This is a genomic window from Psychromonas sp. KJ10-2 (assembly GCF_047323255.1).
GTDB lineage: Bacteria > Pseudomonadota > Gammaproteobacteria > Enterobacterales > Psychromonadaceae > Psychromonas.
In genome coordinates this window covers 1,580,670-1,601,055 of the sequence record NZ_CP178827.1, presented here as the reverse complement: position 1 = coordinate 1,601,055, position 20,386 = coordinate 1,580,670, and the positions used below count along the sequence as shown (strand labels likewise).

The 20,386-nt window shown below is 39.8% G+C and carries 13 protein-coding genes, 1 tRNA gene and 5 pseudogenes; 11 read left to right on the top strand and 8 right to left on the bottom strand.

From position 1 onward, the window contains the following. Window positions 1-11: 11 nt before the first annotated feature. From rbsA to ACLKL2_RS07675, 7 genes and pseudogenes are all read left to right on the top strand, one after another. Window positions 12-1,515 (top strand): annotated as a pseudogene (gene rbsA / locus ACLKL2_RS07705) (ribose ABC transporter ATP-binding protein RbsA). Then, entirely contained in the window at window positions 1,512-2,495 is a 984-nt protein-coding gene (rbsC, locus tag ACLKL2_RS07700) for a ribose ABC transporter permease (protein ID WP_413693967.1), read from the top strand. Before rbsA ends, rbsC begins: the two are co-directional and overlap by 4 nt. A gap of 34 nt (window positions 2,496-2,529) precedes the next feature. Then, the gene (gene rbsB, locus ACLKL2_RS07695; RefSeq protein ID WP_413693966.1) at window positions 2,530-3,408 is read left to right on the top strand and encodes a ribose ABC transporter substrate-binding protein RbsB; all 879 of its coding nucleotides are present in this window, start codon (window positions 2,530-2,532) and stop codon (window positions 3,406-3,408) included. Window positions 3,409-3,554: 146 nt separating this feature from the next. Then, window positions 3,555-4,484, top strand: coding sequence for a ribokinase (gene rbsK, locus ACLKL2_RS07690; protein ID WP_413693965.1), 930 nt, complete (start codon window positions 3,555-3,557; stop codon window positions 4,482-4,484). A gap of 23 nt (window positions 4,485-4,507) precedes the next feature. After that, window positions 4,508-4,810 (top strand): LacI family DNA-binding transcriptional regulator, encoded by a 303-nt coding sequence (locus ACLKL2_RS07685; RefSeq protein ID WP_413693964.1) that lies wholly within the window; start codon window positions 4,508-4,510, stop codon window positions 4,808-4,810. Beyond that, window positions 4,780-5,250, top strand: a pseudogene (locus ACLKL2_RS07680) (substrate-binding domain-containing protein); the annotation flags it as partial. The gene ACLKL2_RS07685 and the pseudogene ACLKL2_RS07680, both read left to right, overlap by 31 nt. Next, entirely contained in the window at window positions 5,235-5,513 is a 279-nt protein-coding gene (locus tag ACLKL2_RS07675) for a substrate-binding domain-containing protein (RefSeq protein ID WP_413693963.1), read from the top strand. The pseudogene ACLKL2_RS07680 and the gene ACLKL2_RS07675, both read left to right, overlap by 16 nt. Window positions 5,514-5,636: 123 nt before the next feature. Here the strand turns inward: ACLKL2_RS07675 and ilvD are convergent, their stop codons facing one another. The 4 genes and pseudogenes from ilvD to ACLKL2_RS07655 all read right to left on the bottom strand — a co-directional run bounded on the left by ilvD (window position 5,637) and on the right by ACLKL2_RS07655 (window position 10,273). Then, a complete protein-coding gene (gene ilvD, locus ACLKL2_RS07670) occupies window positions 5,637-7,475 on the bottom strand; it encodes a dihydroxy-acid dehydratase (RefSeq protein ID WP_413693962.1) in 1,839 nt (612 codons plus the stop codon). 102 nt (window positions 7,476-7,577) lie between these two features. Further along, on the bottom strand, window positions 7,578-7,829 hold the full coding sequence (ilvM, locus tag ACLKL2_RS07665) for an acetolactate synthase 2 small subunit (RefSeq protein WP_413693961.1): 252 nt from the start codon (window positions 7,827-7,829) through the stop codon (window positions 7,578-7,580). After that, window positions 7,826-9,471: pseudogene (gene ilvG, locus ACLKL2_RS07660) on the bottom strand (acetolactate synthase 2 catalytic subunit). Before ilvG ends, ilvM begins: the two are co-directional and overlap by 4 nt. Window positions 9,472-9,802: 331 nt before the next feature. Continuing rightward, window positions 9,803-10,273 carry a hypothetical protein gene (locus ACLKL2_RS07655; RefSeq protein WP_413693960.1) on the bottom strand — a complete coding sequence of 157 codons (471 nt, stop codon included), beginning with the start codon at window positions 10,271-10,273 and terminating at the stop codon, window positions 9,803-9,805. Window positions 10,274-10,578: 305 nt separating this feature from the next. Here ACLKL2_RS07655 and ACLKL2_RS07650 point away from each other — a divergent pair. Further along, window positions 10,579-12,094 (top strand): annotated as a pseudogene (locus ACLKL2_RS07650) (YifB family Mg chelatase-like AAA ATPase). A gap of 94 nt (window positions 12,095-12,188) precedes the next feature. Here the strand turns inward: ACLKL2_RS07650 and ACLKL2_RS07645 are convergent. Genes ACLKL2_RS07645 through pepA form a run of 3 tightly spaced genes read right to left on the bottom strand, consistent with a single transcriptional unit; the run spans window position 12,189 to window position 17,069 of the window. Then, on the bottom strand, window positions 12,189-15,047 hold the full coding sequence (locus ACLKL2_RS07645; protein ID WP_413694284.1) for a valine--tRNA ligase: 2,859 nt from the start codon (window positions 15,045-15,047) through the stop codon (window positions 12,189-12,191). Next, entirely contained in the window at window positions 15,047-15,523 is a 477-nt protein-coding gene (locus ACLKL2_RS07640) for a DNA polymerase III subunit chi (RefSeq protein ID WP_113819764.1), read from the bottom strand. The genes ACLKL2_RS07645 and ACLKL2_RS07640 overlap by 1 nt, the downstream gene beginning before the upstream one ends. A gap of 31 nt (window positions 15,524-15,554) precedes the next feature. After that, window positions 15,555-17,069 carry a leucyl aminopeptidase gene (pepA, locus tag ACLKL2_RS07635; RefSeq protein WP_113819763.1) on the bottom strand — a complete coding sequence of 505 codons (1,515 nt, stop codon included), beginning with the start codon at window positions 17,067-17,069 and terminating at the stop codon, window positions 15,555-15,557. 207 nt (window positions 17,070-17,276) lie between these two features. Here pepA and lptF point away from each other — a divergent pair. After that, window positions 17,277-18,354, top strand: a pseudogene (gene lptF / locus ACLKL2_RS07630) (LPS export ABC transporter permease LptF). Further along, the gene (gene lptG / locus ACLKL2_RS07625; protein ID WP_413693959.1) at window positions 18,355-19,419 is read left to right on the top strand and encodes an LPS export ABC transporter permease LptG; all 1,065 of its coding nucleotides are present in this window, start codon (window positions 18,355-18,357) and stop codon (window positions 19,417-19,419) included. Between the two features lie 72 nt (window positions 19,420-19,491). Here lptG and ACLKL2_RS07620 read toward each other — a convergent pair whose 3' ends face one another. Then, window positions 19,492-20,034 carry an RDD family protein gene (locus ACLKL2_RS07620; protein ID WP_413693958.1) on the bottom strand — a complete coding sequence of 181 codons (543 nt, stop codon included), beginning with the start codon at window positions 20,032-20,034 and terminating at the stop codon, window positions 19,492-19,494. A gap of 176 nt (window positions 20,035-20,210) precedes the next feature. Here ACLKL2_RS07620 and ACLKL2_RS07615 point away from each other — a divergent pair. Further along, window positions 20,211-20,295 (top strand) — tRNA-Leu (locus ACLKL2_RS07615). Window positions 20,296-20,386: the final 91 nt, after the last annotated feature.

Here is a 20,386-nt window from a genome sequence, read left to right as displayed (position 1 = left end):
CGAGAAATATGATGAGAGAACCGATATTAAAACTCACTGATATCCATAAATCTTTTCCAGGTGTAAAGGCACTAGATGGAGCATCTTTAAATGTGTATCCGGGACAAGTGATGGCTTTGTTAGGTGAAAATGGTGCTGGAAAATCAACATTAATGAAAGTGATCACTGGCATCTATTCCCTAGATAAAGGTGAGATACATTATGAAAACAAGCCTATTCGTTTTAAAGGGCCACGCGATTCACAACAAGCTGGCATCAGTATTATTCACCAAGAATTGAACTTATTACCGGCGTTAACAATTGCTGAAAATATCTTTTTAGGGCGAGAAATGACCAATCGCTTTGGTGCGATCAATTGGTCTGCTATGTATCAAAAAGCTGACCAATTATTGGCGCGCTTAAGAGTAAAGCATAAGTCTTCAACGATTCTCAGCGAGTTGAGTTTAGGTGAACAACAAATGGTAGAGATAGCTAAAGCACTCTCCTTTGAATCTAAAGTGATCATCATGGATGAGCCTACTGATGCATTAACAGACAGTGAAGTGGAAGCCTTATTTAGTGTGATTAATGAGTTACGTGATGAAGGTTATGGCATTGTTTATATTTCGCATCGTTTGAAAGAAATTTTTGAAGTTTGCGATGACATTACTATTTTACGTGATGGTAAGTTTATTGCGCAAAAAACGGTCGCAGAGATAGATGAAGATAAGTTGATTGAACTGATGGTTGGGCGCCGTTTAGACGAACAATACCCACGCATCCCTTGTGTGCATCAAAGTAACTGCTTAACGGTTAGTGAATTATCTGGTGAAGCAATAGATAAGGTTAGTTTTACGCTAAAACACGGGGAGATATTAGGAATATCTGGCTTGATGGGCGCAGGTCGTACTGAATTGATGAAGGTTATTTATGGGGCATTGGCACGCCACTCTGGAGAGGTTGTATTAGAGGGGGAGTGATTAATCCTGATTCAGCATTACAAGGTCTACAGCATGGTATTGCCTATATTTCGGAAGATCGAAAAGGTGATGGCTTGGTTCTCGGTTTGTCGGTGAAAGATAATATGTCGTTGTGTGCACTTAAAAGCCTTTCTAGTGGATGGCAGTTAAAGCATCAGGAAGAGCGCCTAGCAGTGAATGACTTTATTGGCCTATTTAATATTAAAACGCCTTCGATGGAACAAATAATTGGTAATTTATCGGGGGAAATCAGCAAAAGGTAGCTATCGCTAAAGGCCTGATGACTAAACCTAAAGTATTGATTTTAGATGAACCTACGCGTGGCGTAGATGTCGGGGCTAAAAAAGAGATCTATCAACTGATCAATAAGTTTAAAGCTGAGGGCATGAGTATTATTTTGGTGTCTTCGGAAATGCCAGAGGTATTAGGCATGAGCGATCGTATTTTAGTGATGCATCAAGGCCAGATCAGTGGCGAATTTAGTGCACAGGAAGCAGATCAAGAAAAACTAATGGCTTGTGCTGTTGGTAAAAATCACAATGAGGTAGCAGCATGAGTTCAAACATTACAACCCCTGAAGTTAATCAGTCTAAAAGGTATATTTTCACTAAAGCCTGGTTTATTGAGCAAAAATCATTGATCGCATTGATTGCCTTAATTGCCGTTGTATCTGTGCTGAATGAGTATTTTTTTACACTTGATAATCTGCTTAATATTTTACGACAAACATCGGTGATTGCGATTCTTGCTGCGGGGATGACGTTAGTGATCTTAACGGCAGGCATTGATTTAAGTGTGGGCTCTATTCTTGCATTATGTGGTGCTTTTGCTGCCAGTATGATTAGTCTAGAGATCTCTGTGTTTATTGCTATTCCAGTTTCTTTATTAGGCGGCGCGGTTTTAGGGTCAATGACTGGCGTAATTATATCAAAGGGTAAAGTGCAAGCATTTATCGCGACCTTAGTGATGATGACATTACTGCGTGGTGTGACCATGGTGTATACCGATGGTCGTCCTATCTCTACAGGTTTCACTGATGTGGCTGATCATTTTGCTTGGTTTGGTACTGGTTACTTATTTGGCATTCCAGTGCCTGTATGGCTAATGATTTTTGTATTTGCAGGGATTTGGTATTTACTTAATCATACTCGTTTTGGTCGTTATGTTTATGCGCTAGGCGGTAATGAATCAGCGACTAAGTTATCAGGTATCAATGTTGATCGTATCAAGATCGGTGTGTATGGCATTTGCGGCTTATTATCAGCACTGGCCAGGATCATTATTACTTCACGATTATCATCAGCTCAACCAACAGCAGGTATGGGTTATGAACTTGATGCAATAGCAGCCGTAGTCGTTGGTGGTACTAGCTTGGCAGGCGGTCGTGGTTACATTATGGGAACCCTGATAGGGGCCTTAATTATTGGTGTGTTGAATAATGCACTCAACTTATTGGATGTATCTTCATACTTCCAAATGATAGTAAAAGCAGCGGTCATTTTATTAGCCGTATTAGTAGATAACAAACAGAAATAAACTTTAAATTTTTAAACTAAAAAAGGAAAGTCCAATGAAAAAGTTAACAACATTAATTTCAGCGGCAGTGATATCAGCAACATTCAATGCAGGTGCGATGGCACAAGATACGATTGCAATGGTCGTTTCAACGTTGAATAACCCTTTCTTTGTATCAATGAAAGAGGGCGCTGAGAAAAAAGCAGATGCACTAGGTTATAAAATAATTGTACTGGATTCACAAAATGATCCGAGCAAAGAGTTAGCAAATGTAGAAGATCTATTAGTACGTGGTGTTAAAGCGATTCTGATTAATCCTACAGACTCTGATGCAGTATCAAATGCTGTGCGTTTAGCTAATCGTGCTGCGGTGCCAGTATTAACACTGGATCGAGCAGCAAATAATGGCGATGTAGTCAGTCATATTGCGTCAGACAATGTCGCTGGTGGTGAGATGGCGGGTAAGTTTATTCGTGAAAAAATAGGTGACAATGCAAAAGTAGTTCAACTAGAAGGCATTGCAGGAACTTCAGCAGCACGTGAACGTGGCGAAGGCTTTATGAAAGCAGTTAAAAGCGAAGGTTTAGAGCTATTAGCGAGTCAACCAGCTGACTTTGACCGAACTAAAGGCCTTAACGTGATGGAGAACTTATTATCATCTCAACCTAAGACACAAGCAGTATTCGCACAGAATGATGAAATGGCATTAGGGGCTTTCCGTGCAGTACAAGCTTCGGGTAAAGATATCTTTATTGTGGGATTTGATGGCACTGATGATGGTATTGCGGCGGTTAAGCGTGGATTGTTAGGAGCAACTATTGCACAACAACCTGGGTTAATTGGTGAAATTGGTGTGCAATCTGCTGTGGATGTATTAGCTGGTAAAAGTGTCGCTGAAAACATTCCAGTACCATTAATGATGGTAGTGAAATAGTAATATAAAACGATAACTATAGCCGCTGATAACACCTTTGTTACGGTATATAGTTATCAAATTTTATCTGAACTTTCTCGTCACTGACTCGGATAATATTTATGGTTTAAATATGTATGTTAAAAATAGTTAATAAAGGTTTATTTATGCGTCAACTAACTGTGTTAGGAAGTGTTAATGCGGATCATGTTGTTAAAGTCGATAGTTTCCCTCGTCCTGGCGAAACATTACATGGACATGGTTACGCGGTTATAGCGGGTGGTAAAGGTGCTAATCAAGCGGTTGCTGCTGCACGTTTAGGGGCCAATGTTAATTTTATTGCTAGTGTTGGTGATGATAGTTTTGGGATAGGAATTCGCAAAACCTTCGAGAAAGATGGCATCAATGTTGAGGGAGTGATGATAGAAGAAGACACTCCAACGGGTATTGCCATGATTCAAGTATCGGCCAGTGGTGAAAACAGTATTTGTATTTGTGCAGAAGCCAATGCGTGTTTAACTCCGAAAAAAATAGCACCTCACCAAAGTAAAATAGAACAAGCAGATACCTTATTATTACAATTAGAGGTACCGATAGAAACCATTGAAAAGGCAGCAAAAATTGCTAATCTATCTGGTACAAGCGTGGTGCTTAATCCAGCTCCTGCACAGGCATTAAGTGATCAGTTATTGGCTTTAGTTGATATTATTACACCTAATGAAACAGAAGCAGAAATATTAACGGGTATTAAAGTCTGTGATGACCAATCTGCTCAACAAGCAGCTAATGTTTTGCATGATAAAGGCATCAATACGGTGTTAATTACACTTGGTAGTAAAGGCGTTTGGTTAAGTAAAACAGGCATAGGTCAACGTATTGAGGGGTATCGAGTTCAAGCTGTCGATACAACAGCAGCAGGTGATACTTTTAACGGTGCATTTTTAACAGGTTTATTAGAAGATAAGAGTTTGGATGAAGCTATTTTATTTGCTCATGCAGCAGCTGCGTTGACTGTGACAGCCGAAGGGGCTCAATCTTCAATTCCCTATCGAGACGATGTGATCAATTTTTTAAAAGCCCGAGTATCAAAAACATAACAATAAAGGAAACTCATAAATCAATGGCCACTATTAAAGATGTAGCAAAACATGCGCAAGTTTCTACCTCAACAGTTAGTCATGTATTAAATAAAACACGTCACGTGAGTGATGAGGTGACAGAGAAAGTGAAGGCAGCGGTTGAGTTATTAAATTATGCGCCATCAGCTTTAGCAAGAAGCTTGAAGCTTAAAAATACACGTACCTTCGGTATGTTAGTCACCACCTCCATTAACCCTTTTTTTGCGGAAGTAGTAAAGGGGTTGAGCGTCGTTGTTATGAGCAAGGTTACAACCTACTTTTGTGTAATACTGAAGGGGATTTAGAGCGATTACGTTTCAACATAGATATGTTGTTACAAAAACGAGTAGATGGTTTATTACTGATGAGTGATGAGCTAGTTAATCAGAATATTGATATATTCGAACGTCATGAGCCTGTGCCAACGGTTGTAATGGACAATGGGGATATGGGCTTTTCTACCGATAAAATCCAAGATAATACGTTTCAAGGTGGTTATATGGCCACACAACACCTTATTAAGAATGGTCATACTAAAATAGGGTGTATTCGTGGTCCTATTGATAAACCAACGGCAAAAAAACGTTATGCTGGTTTTGAAAAAGCCATGAATGAAGCGAACTTAACAGTTAACGCAGATTGGGTAGAAGTCTCTAATTTTGAGTGTGAAGATGCTGCCATTGCTTTTAAAAATCTGTATCAAAAAGGGAGTTACCGACTGCTATTTTTGTGTGTAACGACATGATGGCAATGGGGGTGATTAATGCGGCAAATGATTTAGGATTATCGATTCCCGATGATTTATCGATTATTGGTTACGATGATATTAAAATCGCGCGCTATATGACGCCTTCTTTAACGACCATCCATCAATCAAAATTTAATTTAGGTCGACAGGCCTTTGATACTTTACTAGATAAAATACAAACCAAGCGTGAAAACGATTTAGAGATTCAATTAGAGCCCACACTAGTGGAAAGAAGTAGTGTGAAAAACCTGAATCTGTAAACTTAACTTTAATTTAAATAGTACAACAATTTAAATAATACAACAGCATTAAAAAAGCCCATTATGCATCCACATAATGAGCTTTTTTGATATCTGTTTACTTAAATGCCTTAAGTTAATGGCTTATTTAAGCTTAGTGATATCTCTTACCGCACCTTTATCGGCAGACGTTGCCATTGATGCATATACTTTTAATGCCACTGAAATAGGGCGCACACGATCAACAGGCTTCCAACCAATTGCATCTTGTTTTGCACGACGCTCAGCTAATATTTCATCAGATACTTTCAAGTCCATCGCACGTGTTGGAATGTTAATATCAATGATATCGCCATTTTCGATTAGACCAATTAAACCACCAGCTGCCGCTTCAGGTGAAACGTGACCGATTGATAATCCAGATGTACCACCAGAGAAACGACCATCGGTAATTAATGCACACTCTTTACCAAGACCAATTGATTTCAAGTAACTGGTTGGGTAAAGCATCTCTTGCATACCTGGGCCACCTTGTGGACCTTCGTAACGGATAACAACTACATCACCAGAAACTACTTTGCCACCTAAGATTGCAGCTACTGCATCATCTTGGCTTTCGTATACTTTTGCCGGGCCTGTGAATGTTAGGTTATCGTCATCAACACCCGCGGTTTTAACCACTGCGCCATCAATGGCCATATTACCGAATAATACTGCTAAACCACCTTCAGTACTGAAGGCATTATCAATTGAACGAACACAACCTTCAACACGGTCATTGTCTACAGTATCCCAACGACATGACTGACTGAATGCTTTAACAGTACGGATACCAGCAGGGCCTGCTCGGTAGAAATCGATGATTGCTTGGTCTTTAGTTTGCATAATATCGTATTGTGCTAACTGCTCACGCATCGTCATGTTTAAGATGGTTGGTGTATCACCATTCAATAAACCAGCTCGATCTAGTTCACCCAAAATAGCCATTACACCACCTGCGCGATGTACATCCTCCATATGGTATTTAGGAGTAGAAGGTGCAACTTTACATAGTTGAGGAATACGGCGAGACATCTCATCCATATCGGCAACGGTGAAGTCTAATTCAGCTTCTTGAGCACACGCTAATAGATGTAGAATAGTATTAGTAGAACCACCCATGGCGATATCTAATGCCATTGCATTTTCAAAAGCGGCACGGTTAGCAATTGAACGTGGCAATACCGAGTAATCATCTTCTTGGTAGTGACGTCTAGCGATATCAACAATACGAGTACCTGCATCTAAGAACAGTTGCTCACGGTCAGCGTGTGTTGCTAGCATTGAACCGTTACCTGGTAATGATAAACCTAATGCTTCTGTCAGACAGTTCATTGAGTTTGCAGTAAACATACCTGAACATGAACCACATGTAGGACAAGCACTACGCTCAACCTTTTCAACATCTTCATCAGAGACTGTTTTATCAGCGCCCATTACCATTGCATCAACTAAATCTAGTTTGATGATTTGCTCAGAAAGCTTAGTTTTACCGGCTTCCATTGGACCACCTGATACCATGATCACTGGGATGTTTAAGCGTAATGCTGCCATTAACATTCCAGGTGTGATTTTGTCACAGTTAGAGATACAAACAATCGCATCTGCACAGTGAGCATTTACCATGTATTCAATTGAATCTGCAATTAAATCACGTGATGGTAAGCTGTAAAGCATACCTGAGTGACCCATTGCGATACCATCATCAACAGCGATAGTATTAAACTCTTTAGCGATACCGCCTGCGGCTTCAACAGCACCAGCAACAAGTTGACCCATATCTTTAAGATGAACGTGACCAGGTACAAACTGTGTGAATGAGTTTGAAATGGCGATGATTGGCTTACCAAAGTCATCATCTTTTACGCCAGTTGCGCGCCATAGTGCACGTGCACCAGCCATATTACGGCCATGGGTTGAGGTTTTAGAACGATAATCTGGCATGTTAATTTCCTTAAACTGCTTGCTGGCTAACTCTATTAGCCTTTATTTTAAATAATATAAGTACAAGTAAAACAGATAACCCTTAAGGGTACAATCTGCATTTTACGCGCTTGCTTTAATATCTTCGTTTGATGCGGATAGCGTTACTTTTAATATACCGATCACTTTATCAAGTTGTTTAGTAAGTAGTGCTATTTCATGGTCACTACTCACTGTTAATTCAATATGTGTAACTTGTTGTTTTGTAGTCGCATTGATGGTCACAATGGCGAAACCTCGGTGTCGACAAACACGCAATAGGCGCTCTAAAAACTCAGGGCTATGCATCGCTTCGATTGTTAATGTGTTATTCATCCTACACTCTCCATCATTTGATCATTTGCTGCACCAGGCGGTACCAATGGCCATACATTTTCTTCTTCTGAAATCGATACATGTAATAAGTAGGGGCCATCGCTATTTAATAAGCGTTGTAATGCGTCATCTATTTGAGATTTTACAACAATGGTTTCACCAGGAATATCAAAGGCGCTAGCAAGTATCACAAAATCTGGATTATCAGTTAAAATCGTTTCACTGAAACGACCATTAAAGAACAGCTCTTGCCATTGTCTTACCATGCCTAAACGCTGGTTATCAATGAGGAGAATTTTTACCGGTAACTGTTTACGTTTAATCGTTCCTAACTCTTGTATGTTCATCATAAACGAACCATCACCCGAAACTGCGATCACCATATCATTTGGGCGAGCAACTTGTGCGCCCACTGCAGCAGGAACACCAAAGCCCATAGTACCAAGACCAGAGCTAGAAATATGGTTTTCAGGACGATCTACAAACATGTGTTGAGCAACCCACATCTGGTGTTGGCCAACATCACTACAAATGACCGTATCTGCAGGCATGGTTTCTGCTAGCTGGCGTAATAAAGCCGGTGCAAAAATCGGCTCACCTGGATGATCATAACGATTAGCGTGCGTGACTTTCATCTCGCTAATATGTTGCTGCCATTGTTCAATACTCGGTTTTACAGAGATATCCGGTAGCACTTGTTTAAGGTCATCGGTCATGGAAATGGTGACTTGGCGTAACTTATCTATTTCTGCAGCATCTATATCGAGATGAATCACTTTTGCGTGTGGAGCGAATTCATCTAATTTGCCTGTTACACGGTCATCAAATCTTGCACCTACCGCGATTAATAAGTCACATTCTTGAATCGCTAAGTTAGAGGCTTTACTGCCATGCATGCCAACCATTCCCATGAAGTAAGGGGAATCATGTTCAATACAACCAATTGCTTTTAGCGTACATACGCTTGGGATCTGTGTTTGTTCAATGAAAGTTCGTAAGGCTGGTACCGCTTTTGCCATACCAACACCGCCACCGACATACAGTAATGGTTTTTGCGCGTCATTAATTAGATTTTTAGCTTCAGTGATTATTGCTTGATTTAGTGGTTGTTGTGTTTCTGCTAATTGCGCTAAAGCATACGCAATACTTGGACCGACTTGGATATCTTTAGGAATATCAATGAGTACTGGTCCTGGACGTCCGCTGGTGGCGATTTCAAAAGCTTGCTCAATAATTGGTCCTAATTGCTCAGCGGTTTCCACCATAAAACTATGTTTTGTACATGCTAATGATAACCCTAATACATCTACTTCTTGGAAAGCATCGGTACCAATTAAGTGGGTTGGTACTTGGCCTGTAATCGCAACAACAGGCACCGAGTCTAATAAAGCATCAGCTAAGCCTGTGATTAAGTTGGTGGCGCCTGGGCCTGAAGTGGCAATACACACTCCCACCTTACCTGTTGAGCGGGCATAACCAATGGCTGCCATTGCTGCACCTTGTTCGTGGCGACATAAAAGGTGATCAACACCACCATCAAACAGTGCATCGTAAAGTGGCATGATCGCGCCACCGGGTAACCAAATACCTGTGTTACATTTTGCTCTTTGAGAGCGTGAACAACAAAGTTTGCACCATTCATGGGGGTTTCCTGAATTTATTGATGGTCAACCAATCTGTTTTGAATGTGTTGAAGATTGATTTTAAAGGGTGGTCTTTATAGCAAAAAAGTGCAGTTCAAACAACTTTTGTTACATTTTTAAACAGATTATTGTATAGAGTCGTGAATAGATATTCACTTGAAAGTCGTTGTGTTTGAATCGTTATATTAGGGGGATGTACTTTATTTTAGAATGAGAAAGTAATTACATTTTAAACCGGTGATCGCACGCTTTAAAGCCTCGCTACAGTAGGGTAACAGAGGTGGCTTATTACCAACCTCTGTTTTTATATTGTTCTTTAGACTGCTGGCGTTATCTAAATGCTTTTGTGGGTGTATCAGTTTTGCTTTTTGTATACTCTGCGACAGTTAATTGTTCAAAGGCTAATGCAATCCAGCTACTCATTAACATATCATAATGTTGTTCAACGCCACTACAAGCTACCACTATGTTTCCATACACAAATGACCCATAAAATAAAATATCATCATCTTGTAAAGAAGAAGGGTGCTTAGATTGAATATCCAGATTAGCACAACCGTTACGCCAAGCTTGATGTGCTTTTTTTCTAGCTAAATGATCAAATTGAATCGTCCACTCTTTTGGGGTACCTAATGATTTTTCAACCAAAATAGCGTTATCGAAGGAAGATTCCCAAGGCTTTAAACTCGGATCCATAACGACGATATGTAACTCTTTTCTATTAGTACGCTCAAATAATTTGAGTATTGCAGGTGTTACTAAATCGATAGCATCTACAGCTATTTCTTTATTACTTCTCATTGATCATTTCCTTACTCTTTTGAGCATTAATGGTTATATAAATGATTAATATACGTTGATCATTTAATTTATTAAGTTGTCATACGATACTATTTAATGATTGGTAATACCGTGAAGAGTGGCTCACTTTAATGACTGTAAAAATAATTCAGATTTGTTTATGTAATGAGATTTTGTATTACAGATCTAATTATTGCATCGTAGTTTATGCTTCTAGGCCCTCTATTTTGCTGAATAAATTTTGACTTCTATACTTCAACTAACACGTAACAGTTAATTGTTAATGGATGGTCAAGGGAGTTCAAATGGCGTTAGCAAGGTTAGTATGTCGTTCTATTTCTGGTGTGGATGCCCCCGAAGTTGAGGTTGAAGTACATCTTGGTACAGGATTACCTGCATTTTCTCTCGTCGGCTTGCCGGAAACTTCAGTCAAAGAAGCAAAAGACCGCGTTCGTAGTGCCATTTTAAACAGCAATTATAAGTTTCCAAGCAAGCGGATCACGGTGAATCTCGCACCCGCTAATTTACCCAAAGAGGAGGACGTTTTGATTTAGCTATTGCTTTGGGCATTTTACTCGCCTCAGAGCAATTAAAATGCCATGAGATTCTACAATTTGAATGTTATGGCGAACTCTCGCTGTCCGGAGAGTTACGCCATGTTGATGGTATTATTCCTTGCGCATTAGCCGCAAAAGAGCAACAGAGACAAGTTATTGTATGTCGAGAAAATGCACACGAGTGTGCTTTAACGGGAGCCAATGGCGTTGTCGCGAACTGTTTAGCTGATGTCTGTGCCTATCTACAACAAGAGTTTACTTTGCCGCCTGCAGAGCAAGATGTAACTGCCGCCATCGAAGCTTCTTCTTTAGACTTTAGTGACGTTTTAGGTCAGGAACAGGCTAAAAGAGTGCTGGAGGTTGCTGCTGTCGGGTCGCATAATTTACTCTTGATTGGTCCGCCAGGTACTGGGAAAAGTATGTTAGCTGAACGCTTTATGACCTTGTTACCTAACTTGGAGGAGCATCAAGCCTTACAAACTGCTGCTGTGTACTCGGTATGTGGAAAGCAACGTAGTGATTGGTTTTTACCTCCTTATCGTGCACCTCATCATAGTGCTTCGGCTGTGGCGCTGGTGGGCGGGGAGGTAAACCTAAACCTGGTGAGATCTCATTATCGCATCACGGAGTATTGTTTTTAGATGAACTAGCCGAATTTCCTAGACAAGTGTTGGATAGCCTTCGTCAGCCGATGGAAAACCACCATGTGACTATTTCTAGGGCGGCAAACCAAGTGACTTTCCCTGCGCATTTTCAATTGATTGCAGCGATGAATCCGAGTCCTTGCGGACATATTTCCGGTAGTTTAAGACGCAGTACTCCAGATCAAATATTACGCTATCTAGGGCGCTTGTCTGGCCCCTTCTTAGATCGCTTTGCTTTAGCGATTATGGTGCCTTTATTACCAAAAGGTTTATTAGCTGAATCCCAACAAGGTGCAAAAAACAAAATAGAAACCAGTGCAGAAATCAAAGTGAGAGTGTTAGCGGCTCGCAGTGTGCAGTTAACACGACAGGGCAAGTTAAATCATTATTTATCAAGTCAAGAGGTCAATCAATTCTGTGTACTTAGCAAAGAAGATGCTGTCTTTTTAGAGCAAGCAATTGATAAAATGGGGTTGTCTATTCGTGCTTGGCATAGCTTGTTAAAGGTAGCGAGAAGTATTGCTGACTTGCAACAGCAAAAAGATATTAACAAAGCACACCTCTGTGAAGCTTTAAATTATCGAGCGATGGACAGGTTATTAAGCAGTTTTAATTGTTGAAGTTATTTTTAAATTTTACAAACAAAAAAAGGGGCTGTTGAACAGCCCCTTCTAAAATTAATACTTGTTAATTAAGTATAGTAAATTGAATGGATTAAAGTGCTTTAATCGTTTCAATTTGCTCATTAAGTTTGTCACAAGTTGTTTGGTATTCAGCTTGTTTTGCTTTTTCTTTAGTAATAACCGCTTCAGGAGCATTACTTACAAAACGTTCATTGCTTAGTTTACCAGATACTTTATCTAACTCTTTTTTAGCTTTTTCAAGTTGTTTAGCTAAACGTGCTAATTCAGCTTCTACGTCAATTAACCCTGCCATTGGAATCAATAGCTCTAAGTCACCAATTAATGCAGTCACTGAAGCAGGTGTTTCCTCACCTTGAGCAACAAAAGTCACACTTTCTAGTTTTGCTAATGCCGCTAAGAAAGCGTCGTTATCTGAAAAACGACGTCTCGCTTCATCATCTGCATTTTTAACTAGTACGTTCAGCGGTACTTTTGGACTAATATCCATTTCACCACGGATATTACGAACAGCATCGATCACTTGCTTAACCCACTCAAGGTCAGCAACGGCTTGCTCATCCACTTGTGAAGCATCATATTCAGGGTAAGCTTCTAGCATGATGGTATCACCACCTTGGCCCGTGATAGATTTCACTCGTTGCCAAATTTCTTCAGTCATAAACGGCAGCATTGGATGTGCAACACGTAATAAGGTTTCTAATACGCTGATTAATGTATGACGCGTACCACGTTGCTCTTCTTCGCTACCTTTGAATAAAACAGGTTTTGTTAATTCTAAGTACCAACCACAGAACTCATTCCAAATGAAATCGTAAAGAATGTTCGCTGCGATATCAAAACGGTAAGTATCTAACGCTTGACGGAACTCTTTGATCATATTTTGTAATTGACCTTGGATCCAACGATCGGCAAGGCTAAATTGCATTGCTTGGTTATCACCAAAGCCAAAATCTTGATCTTCCGCATCCATTAATACATAACGGCTGGCATTCCATAACTTGTTACAGAAATTACGGTAACCTTCAAGACGATTCATATCCCAGTTGATATCACGACCTGTCGAAGCCATTGCTGCTAATGTGAAACGCAGTGCATCAGTACCATGTGCTTCAATACCATTTGCGAAGGTCTTACGTGTATCTTTTTCAATTTTCTTCGCAAGTTGTGGTTGCATCATGTTGCCAGTACGTTTAGTTACTAGGCTTTCAAGATCTAAACCATCAATCATATCTAAAGGATCTAATACGTTACCTTTAGATTTAGACATCTTATCGCCATTTTCATCACGGATAAGCCCGGTCACATAAACGGTTTTAAATGGTACTTGTGGAGTGCCATCGTCATTCTTCATAAAGTGCATAGTAAGCATGATCATACGTGCTACCCAGAAGAAGATAATGTCAAAACCCGTTACCAATACATCCGTTGAATGGAAGGTTTTAAGATCCATAGTTTGGTTTGGCCAACCTAATGTAGAGAAAGTCCATAAACCTGATGAGAACCATGTATCTAATACATCGTCATCTTGGTTTAATACAACACTGTCATCTAAGTTATGCTTAGCGCGAACTTCTGCTTCATCGTGACCTACATATACTTTACCTGCTTCGTCATACCAAGCTGGGATACGATGTCCCCACCATAATTGACGAGAAACACACCAATCGTTAAGGTCATTCATCCACGAGTTGTACATGTTTTCGTATTGTTGTGGTACGAATTTAATGTCGCCATTTGCAACAGCTTCTGTTGCTGTTTTAGCAAGAGGTGCAACACGTACATACCATTGATCTGTTAGCATTGGTTCAATAACAACACCACCACGGTCGCCATAAGGTACGGTTAAGTAGTGGTCTTTTACTTCGTCTAATAAACCAATTGCATCTAATTCACTTACCACTAATTTACGCGCGGCTTCACGTGTTAAACCTTGGAATTGTACAGGTAAATCTGTTGGGTAATCTTCGCTTTTTTCACCGTTAGTATTAAATACTTCTGCGCTGTCACGAATACAAGCATCAAAGGTTAATACATTGATCATAGGCAGTTTATTACGCTTACCTACTTCATAGTCATTAAAGTCGTGAGCAGGTGTAATTTTTACACAGCCTGTACCTTTTTCCATATCTGCGTGTTCATCAGCAATGATTGGAATTTCACGATTAACAAATGGCAGTAAAATCGTTTTACCGATTAAGTGTTGGTAACGTGGATCTTCAGGGTTAACGGCAACACCGGTATCACCTAATACGGTTTCAGGACGTGTTGTTGCTACTACGATGTAATCTTTACCGTCGAGAGTTTTTACACCATTCGCTAATGGGTAACGGAAGTGCCACATGAAGCCTTTCACATCTTTGTTTTCTACTTCTAAGTCAGAAATCGCAGTGTGTAATTTTGGATCCCAGTTTACAAGACGTTTACCGCGGTAAATTAAGTCATCGTTGTATAAATCAACAAAGGTCTTTTTAACGGCTTCTGATAAACCATCATCCATAGTAAAACGTTCACGATCCCAATCCACTGAAGTACCTAGACGGCGCATTTGACGTGAAATGTTACCGCCTGATTCTGCTTTCCAGTCCCAGATTTTTTCGATAAATGTTTCACGACCTAACTCTTTACGTGTTTGGCCTGTTTCAGCAAACAGTTTACGCTCAACCACCATTTGTGTTGCGATACCCGCATGGTCGGTACCCATTTGCCAAAGTGTATTTTTGCCTTGCATACGTTGATAACGAATCAAGGTATCCATGATGGTATCTTGGAATGCGTGACCCATGTGTAAACTACCAGTGACATTTGGTGGTGGGATCATGATGCAGAAGCTTTCTTTATCAGTATCTCCGTGTGGCTTGAAGTAACCTTTTTCTTCCCAGGTTTGGTAATTTTTTTGCTCAATCGCACTTGGGTTGTATGTTTTTTCCATCATTTGTCTTCTGTCTGGTTAGTTGACTCTTGAGATGTTGCTTCAACATCTTGAGTAGAGAGGGTGTGGCCCAGTTTTTTATAGGCACTGTAACGCATTCGCGCATTAATTTTTAGTTGTTCTTGTGCAGGCACAAAATCAATAATTTGTTGGAAGTTTAAATTAAACTTCGGAATGGATTGGTTCAGGTTAATTAATACTGCGCGAGGGTGTTGTGGAGCAAGCCAGCTAATCTCAACCGGAGAACCGTATCGTGGGCCTTCACCCACTAAATTATGTGGTACAAAACTATCACCATCAAATTGCCATAAATACTCATCTACAACAAATGCGTCCTGTTGATTTTCAGTATAAATAAACACTTTTTTATTTTGTTGGTAATAATAAGCCGCCAACTGACAAGCCTGCACATAATGGGCAGGCAAGTTAGTATCCGTATCTTCTTGCGAATGTATGTAAAAAAGAACTTGGCTCATTGTTAACATGTACCTTGTTGAACTTGATACATTAAGCGTCGATGTCCGTTAGTTCTTGCTCGCTACGGTTCATTACAAATTGTGTTAGCAATGGAACAGGGCGGCCCGTTGCACCTTTGTTAGTGCCTGAACGCCATGCTGTGCCTGCGATATCTAAATGCGCCCAAGTGTAAGCTTTAGTAAAGCGAGATAAGAAACAAGCTGCCGTAATTGAGCCTGCTGGACGACCACCAATATTTGCCATATCAGCAAATGGGCTATCCAGTTGTTTTTGGAAATCATCATCCATAGGTAATTGCCATGCTTTATCACCGGTTTGGTTAGATGCGCCTAGTAGCTCATGTGTTAAACCTTTATGTGGGCTCATTAATGCGCTGATATTATGACCTAAGGCAATAATACAAGCGCCGGTTAAGGTCGCCATATCTACAACACATTCAGGTTCGAAGCGCTCTACGTAAGTTAATGCATCACACAATACTAAACGGCCTTCTGCATCGGTATTTAATACTTCAACAGTTTGTCCTGACATAGTGGTTAAGATATCACCTGGGCGATATGCTTTGCTTGATGGCATGTTTTCTGCCGCAGCCACTAAACCTATTACATTGATGTTTAAGTCTAATTCTGCTATTGCTTGCATTGTACCAAATACCGACGCGGCACCACCCATGTCATATTTCATCTCATCCATGCCTGCGCCTGGTTTTAGTGAAATACCACCTGAGTCAAAGGTCAAACCTTTACCCACTAATACAATAGGTTTTTGATCGCTTGGACCACCTTGGTAGTTCATGATCGACATGTAGGCTGGGTTAGCAGAACCTTGTGCAACGGCTAAGTAACTGTTCATGCCCAGCGCTTGCATTTGTGGCGTGTCAATAATTTCAGTGGTGATTTTATCAAAACGCTGATCTAATTCTTGTGCTTGTTGGCTTAAGTAAAGCGGTGTACAGATATTAGGAGGCATGTTTGCTAAGTCTTTACAAAGCTTCATGCCCGCTGATACTGCAATACCATGCTGTAATGCTAGCTCAGCACGCGCTAATTCTTTGCGGCTTGGCACGTTAAACGTTAGCTTACGTAAAGGACGACGAGTATTGTCTTTATTGGTTTTAAACTGATCAAAATTGTATAGGCTATCTTGCGTTGCTTCGACGGCTTGTCGAACTGCCCAGTAACTATCACGACCTTTAATGTGTAACTCAGATAAGAAGCAGATAGCTTCCAATGCACCTGTGTCATTTAAAGTCGTAATGGTTTTTTCAATGATTTGCTTGTATTGTTTTTCGGTTAATTCGCGCTCTTTGCCACAACCAACTAATAAAACACGTTCACTTAGAACGTTTGGTACATGGTGTAAAAATAAGACTTGGCCGACTTTACCTTCAATATCGCCGCGACGTAATAAAGCACTTAAATAACCTTCACTGATTTCATCTAATACTTCGGCTGCATGAGATAGACGGCGAGGTTCAAATACACCTACAACAATACAGGCGCTGCGTTGCTTTTCCGGGCTACCACTTTTAACTAGAAATTCCATATGTATCCTTAAAACGATTATATTAAGATTAACTGTGCTATTTTTATAAAAATGCAGTTATCATTAGCTCTTGTGGATCTTGAAACGTAATATAAACTTACTAAAATAGCAATTTTACCGCAATTGCTCTCTTAATCCACTATTTTACCGCTTTTGTAGCATTCTTATTTTACATTGGAGATCAGCTTGATAATTCTTCGTTATTTAATGTTAGAAACATTTAAAAGCCAAGTTGGCATTCTCTTTGTTTTGATCCTCATCTTTGTTAGCCAAAAATTCATCACTATTCTTGCTCAAGCTATTAATGGCGTGATACCTGCTGACTTAGTATTAACTATTCTGTTTCTAAATTTGCCGACCTTAGGCATCTTAATGTTGCCTATTAGTTTTTATTTAGCAATTCTTTTTGCACATGGTCGATTACACAGCGAGTGAAATGGTTGCCTTAACCTCATGTGGTTATAGCCCCAATAAAGTGTTGAAGGCCACTTTAACCTTATCTTTGTTAACCTTTACCTTCGCTTGCTTTAATACTTTATATCTTGCGCCAAAAGCAGAAGATAAAATGATGTCTATTATTGAACAGGCTGAAGCAAATGCCGGCACGGCAACCCTAATTGAAGGACGCTTTCATAAAGCCTCTGGTAACGGTGGTGTAGTTTACGTAGAGAAATATGTGGAAGGGCAAAATTTACAAAACGTATTTGCAGCACATTGGCCAAAAGAGGGCGGAATTTCTCCTTCTGTGATCACCGCAAAAAGCGGTAATGTCGCTGAGAAAAAAGACGGGACTTGGTTAACTTTAGAAAATGGGCAACGTTATGCAGGTATTGTGGGACAAAATGAATTTGAGAATTCAAAATTTTCAACTTACCAAGTACATATTGCTAACTCAACAGTAGAAAATAAAACGCGTGACGTAGAAGCTTTGCCAACCTCTAAATTGATTGGTGTTGATAACCCTAAATATCAAGCTGAGTTGCAATGGCGTATTGCTATTCCTGTTTCTATTTTATTGATCACTTTCATGGCTGTACCCTTAGCGCGAGTTAACCCTCGTCAAGGCCGTTATGCAAAGCTACTTCCTGCATTAGCCTTATATTTAAGTTTTTTCTTATTGTTAAGTGCGTCTAAGAGTTTGATTGAAGACGGTGCTATCCCTTACTTTGGTATATGGGCAGGACAAATATTGTTTCTTGTTGTCGGTATTGTTTTACATTTACAAACAATCGGTAAGTTGAATTTTAGCCGAAGAAAAAAACTGACGCCTAAGGTGGAAAAGTAGATGGGTATTTTAGATAGATACATTGGTCGAACAATTTTTGCAGCGACCTTTTTAAGCTTATTTGTTCTGATTGGTTTAAGTAGCATTATTAAATTTGTTGAGCAGATGAAAAGTGTAGGGACTGGTGCTTATACAGTATTCTCTGCAGCCTATTTTGTACTGTTGAAAATGCCCGTTGAGATTGCTTTATTCTTTCCAATGGCAGCCTTGATTGGCGCTTTAATCGGTCTAGGATCACTAGCGAGTAGTAGTGAGTTAGTGGTTATGCAAGCTGCGGGGATGTCTAAATTTAGAATCGCTACGTCAGTATTAAAAACGGCGATACCTATGGTTATTGCTGTGATGCTGTTAGGTGAGTTTGTTGCACCTCAAACGGATAAAGAAGCTTATTTCATGCGAGACCAGCTTCGTAAAGGGACAGAGAAAGTTGATAATAAGTATGGTGTTTGGGCAAAAGATGCTAACTCATTTGTCAGTATTGGGCGCATGAATAGTAAAGCGGAATTGTATAATGTTCAGTTGTACTTTTTTGCTGACGATTTGACTTTGAGTCGTGCAATGGTTGCCAATCAAGCCACTTATCAAGATGGCTCTTGGTTATTACAAGAGGTAAGCCAAACCAGTTTCTATGATGGGGAAACACAAGTTGAAAACTTCCCTGATTATGTGTGGGAAACTGAATTAACCCCGAAAAAACTAGAAGTGATTATCAGCGAGCCAGATAAAATGTCGATGCGTGATATCTACGATTACATCACTTATTTAGAAAGCAATGAGCAAGACGCAAGTAGCTATTGGTTAATATTGTGGCGTAAAGCGGTATTGCCTTTCACAGTAGTGGTAATGATGCTGTTATCGGTATCATTTATATTTGGTGGGTTAAGATCTGTGCCTATGGGGACACGTCTTATTTTTGGTATTGCCAGTGGCTTTACATTCCACGTATCCGGAGAATTATTTGGACCAGCTAGTTTAGTCTTTGGTTTACCGCCGATTTTAGGCGCTTTATTACCTAGTATTTTAGTGTTAATGATTGCCATGTACCAGCTAAGAAAACAAACCTAATATAAGCTAAATTTAGGTCATATTACTCAGTTAATGCGCTGCTTTAACTGAGTAATTTCTTGGTGATAACAACTACTTTTCTTCTTTGTTATTTTCTTTAAATATCCATTTATTTAATGCTTTTGGAAGTACCACCACTTCACACTCTGCCCACAAATCTTGAAAAGCATTACGATCCTTTAATAGTGCCATAAAACTGCCCAAACCAAAGGCTGAAGTCGCTAAACGAATCGCTGCTTGGGTAAAGCTAATGTTACTCCCATCGCTATTTTGAACTCTTAATTGTGCCACTTTCATACCTAAGGTTTGTCCTGAGTGGCTCCAAAAGTAAGTGAAAAAGCCAATAATAATGACCGATAAATAAATTAAAAAGGCTAGGCTATGGCCTAAATAGTCAGTGCTATCCACATATAAACTTAAGTCAATGGTGCCCAGTTTAGCTGCAACATTGATCACTAACAAAGCAAGCATAGTCGCCACCGTAATAACCAATCCTATTGTAAATAGATCAACTACGTAGGCACTTAACCGTCTCCAAAAAGAGGCTCGAGGACATTGTTGATACTGCTCCATTAACGCAAGTGCAGCATTGTTTTTGTTATTCTGTTTTACCATGATAATCCCTCAAATAGGTGAAAAAACAGTGTAGCAAATGGCTAATAATTTGGCATTTTATTTATTGGCAGTAAGCTCAGTAGTGAGATATTGCATGGTTTTTAAGCGCTTACACGCTTTACAGTTAAAAACACTTGTTTGTACCGCTTCCATAGGTATAATTCTCAGCACTCAATGCCCGAGTGGTGAAATTGGTAGACGCGACGGATTCAAAATCCGTTTCCGAGAGGAGTGACGGTTCAAGTCCGTCCTCGGGCACCATATTAAAATCCTGTTAAATCAACAGGTTGCAAGTAACTAAAGCTTGTTAATAGTAGTTTAGTCAGTGCGGTTGATATCTTTTTAACGTAAT

Bases quoted from the DNA above. Each gene is read 5' to 3' on its own strand.
- rbsC (WP_413693967.1), top strand. From the start codon at position 1,512: ATGAGTTCAAACATTACAACCCCTGAAGTTAATCAGTCTAAAAGGTAT.
- rbsB (WP_413693966.1), top strand. From the start codon at position 2,530: ATGAAAAAGTTAACAACATTAATTTCAGCGGCAGTGATATCAGCAACA.
- rbsK (WP_413693965.1), top strand. From the start codon at position 3,555: ATGCGTCAACTAACTGTGTTAGGAAGTGTTAATGCGGATCATGTTGTT.
- ACLKL2_RS07685 (WP_413693964.1), top strand. From the start codon at position 4,508: ATGGCCACTATTAAAGATGTAGCAAAACATGCGCAAGTTTCTACCTCA.
- ilvD (WP_413693962.1), bottom strand. From the start codon at position 7,475: ATGCCAGATTATCGTTCTAAAACCTCAACCCATGGCCGTAATATGGCT.
- ilvM (WP_413693961.1), bottom strand. From the start codon at position 7,829: ATGAATAACACATTAACAATCGAAGCGATGCATAGCCCTGAGTTTTTA.
- ACLKL2_RS07655 (WP_413693960.1), bottom strand. From the start codon at position 10,273: ATGAGAAGTAATAAAGAAATAGCTGTAGATGCTATCGATTTAGTAACA.
- ACLKL2_RS07645 (WP_413694284.1), bottom strand. From the start codon at position 15,047: ATGGAAAAAACATACAACCCAAGTGCGATTGAGCAAAAAAATTACCAA.
- ACLKL2_RS07640 (WP_113819764.1), bottom strand. From the start codon at position 15,523: ATGAGCCAAGTTCTTTTTTACATACATTCGCAAGAAGATACGGATACT.
- pepA (WP_113819763.1), bottom strand. From the start codon at position 17,069: ATGGAATTTCTAGTTAAAAGTGGTAGCCCGGAAAAGCAACGCAGCGCC.
- lptG (WP_413693959.1), top strand. From the start codon at position 18,355: ATGGGTATTTTAGATAGATACATTGGTCGAACAATTTTTGCAGCGACC.
- ACLKL2_RS07620 (WP_413693958.1), bottom strand. From the start codon at position 20,034: ATGGTAAAACAGAATAACAAAAACAATGCTGCACTTGCGTTAATGGAG.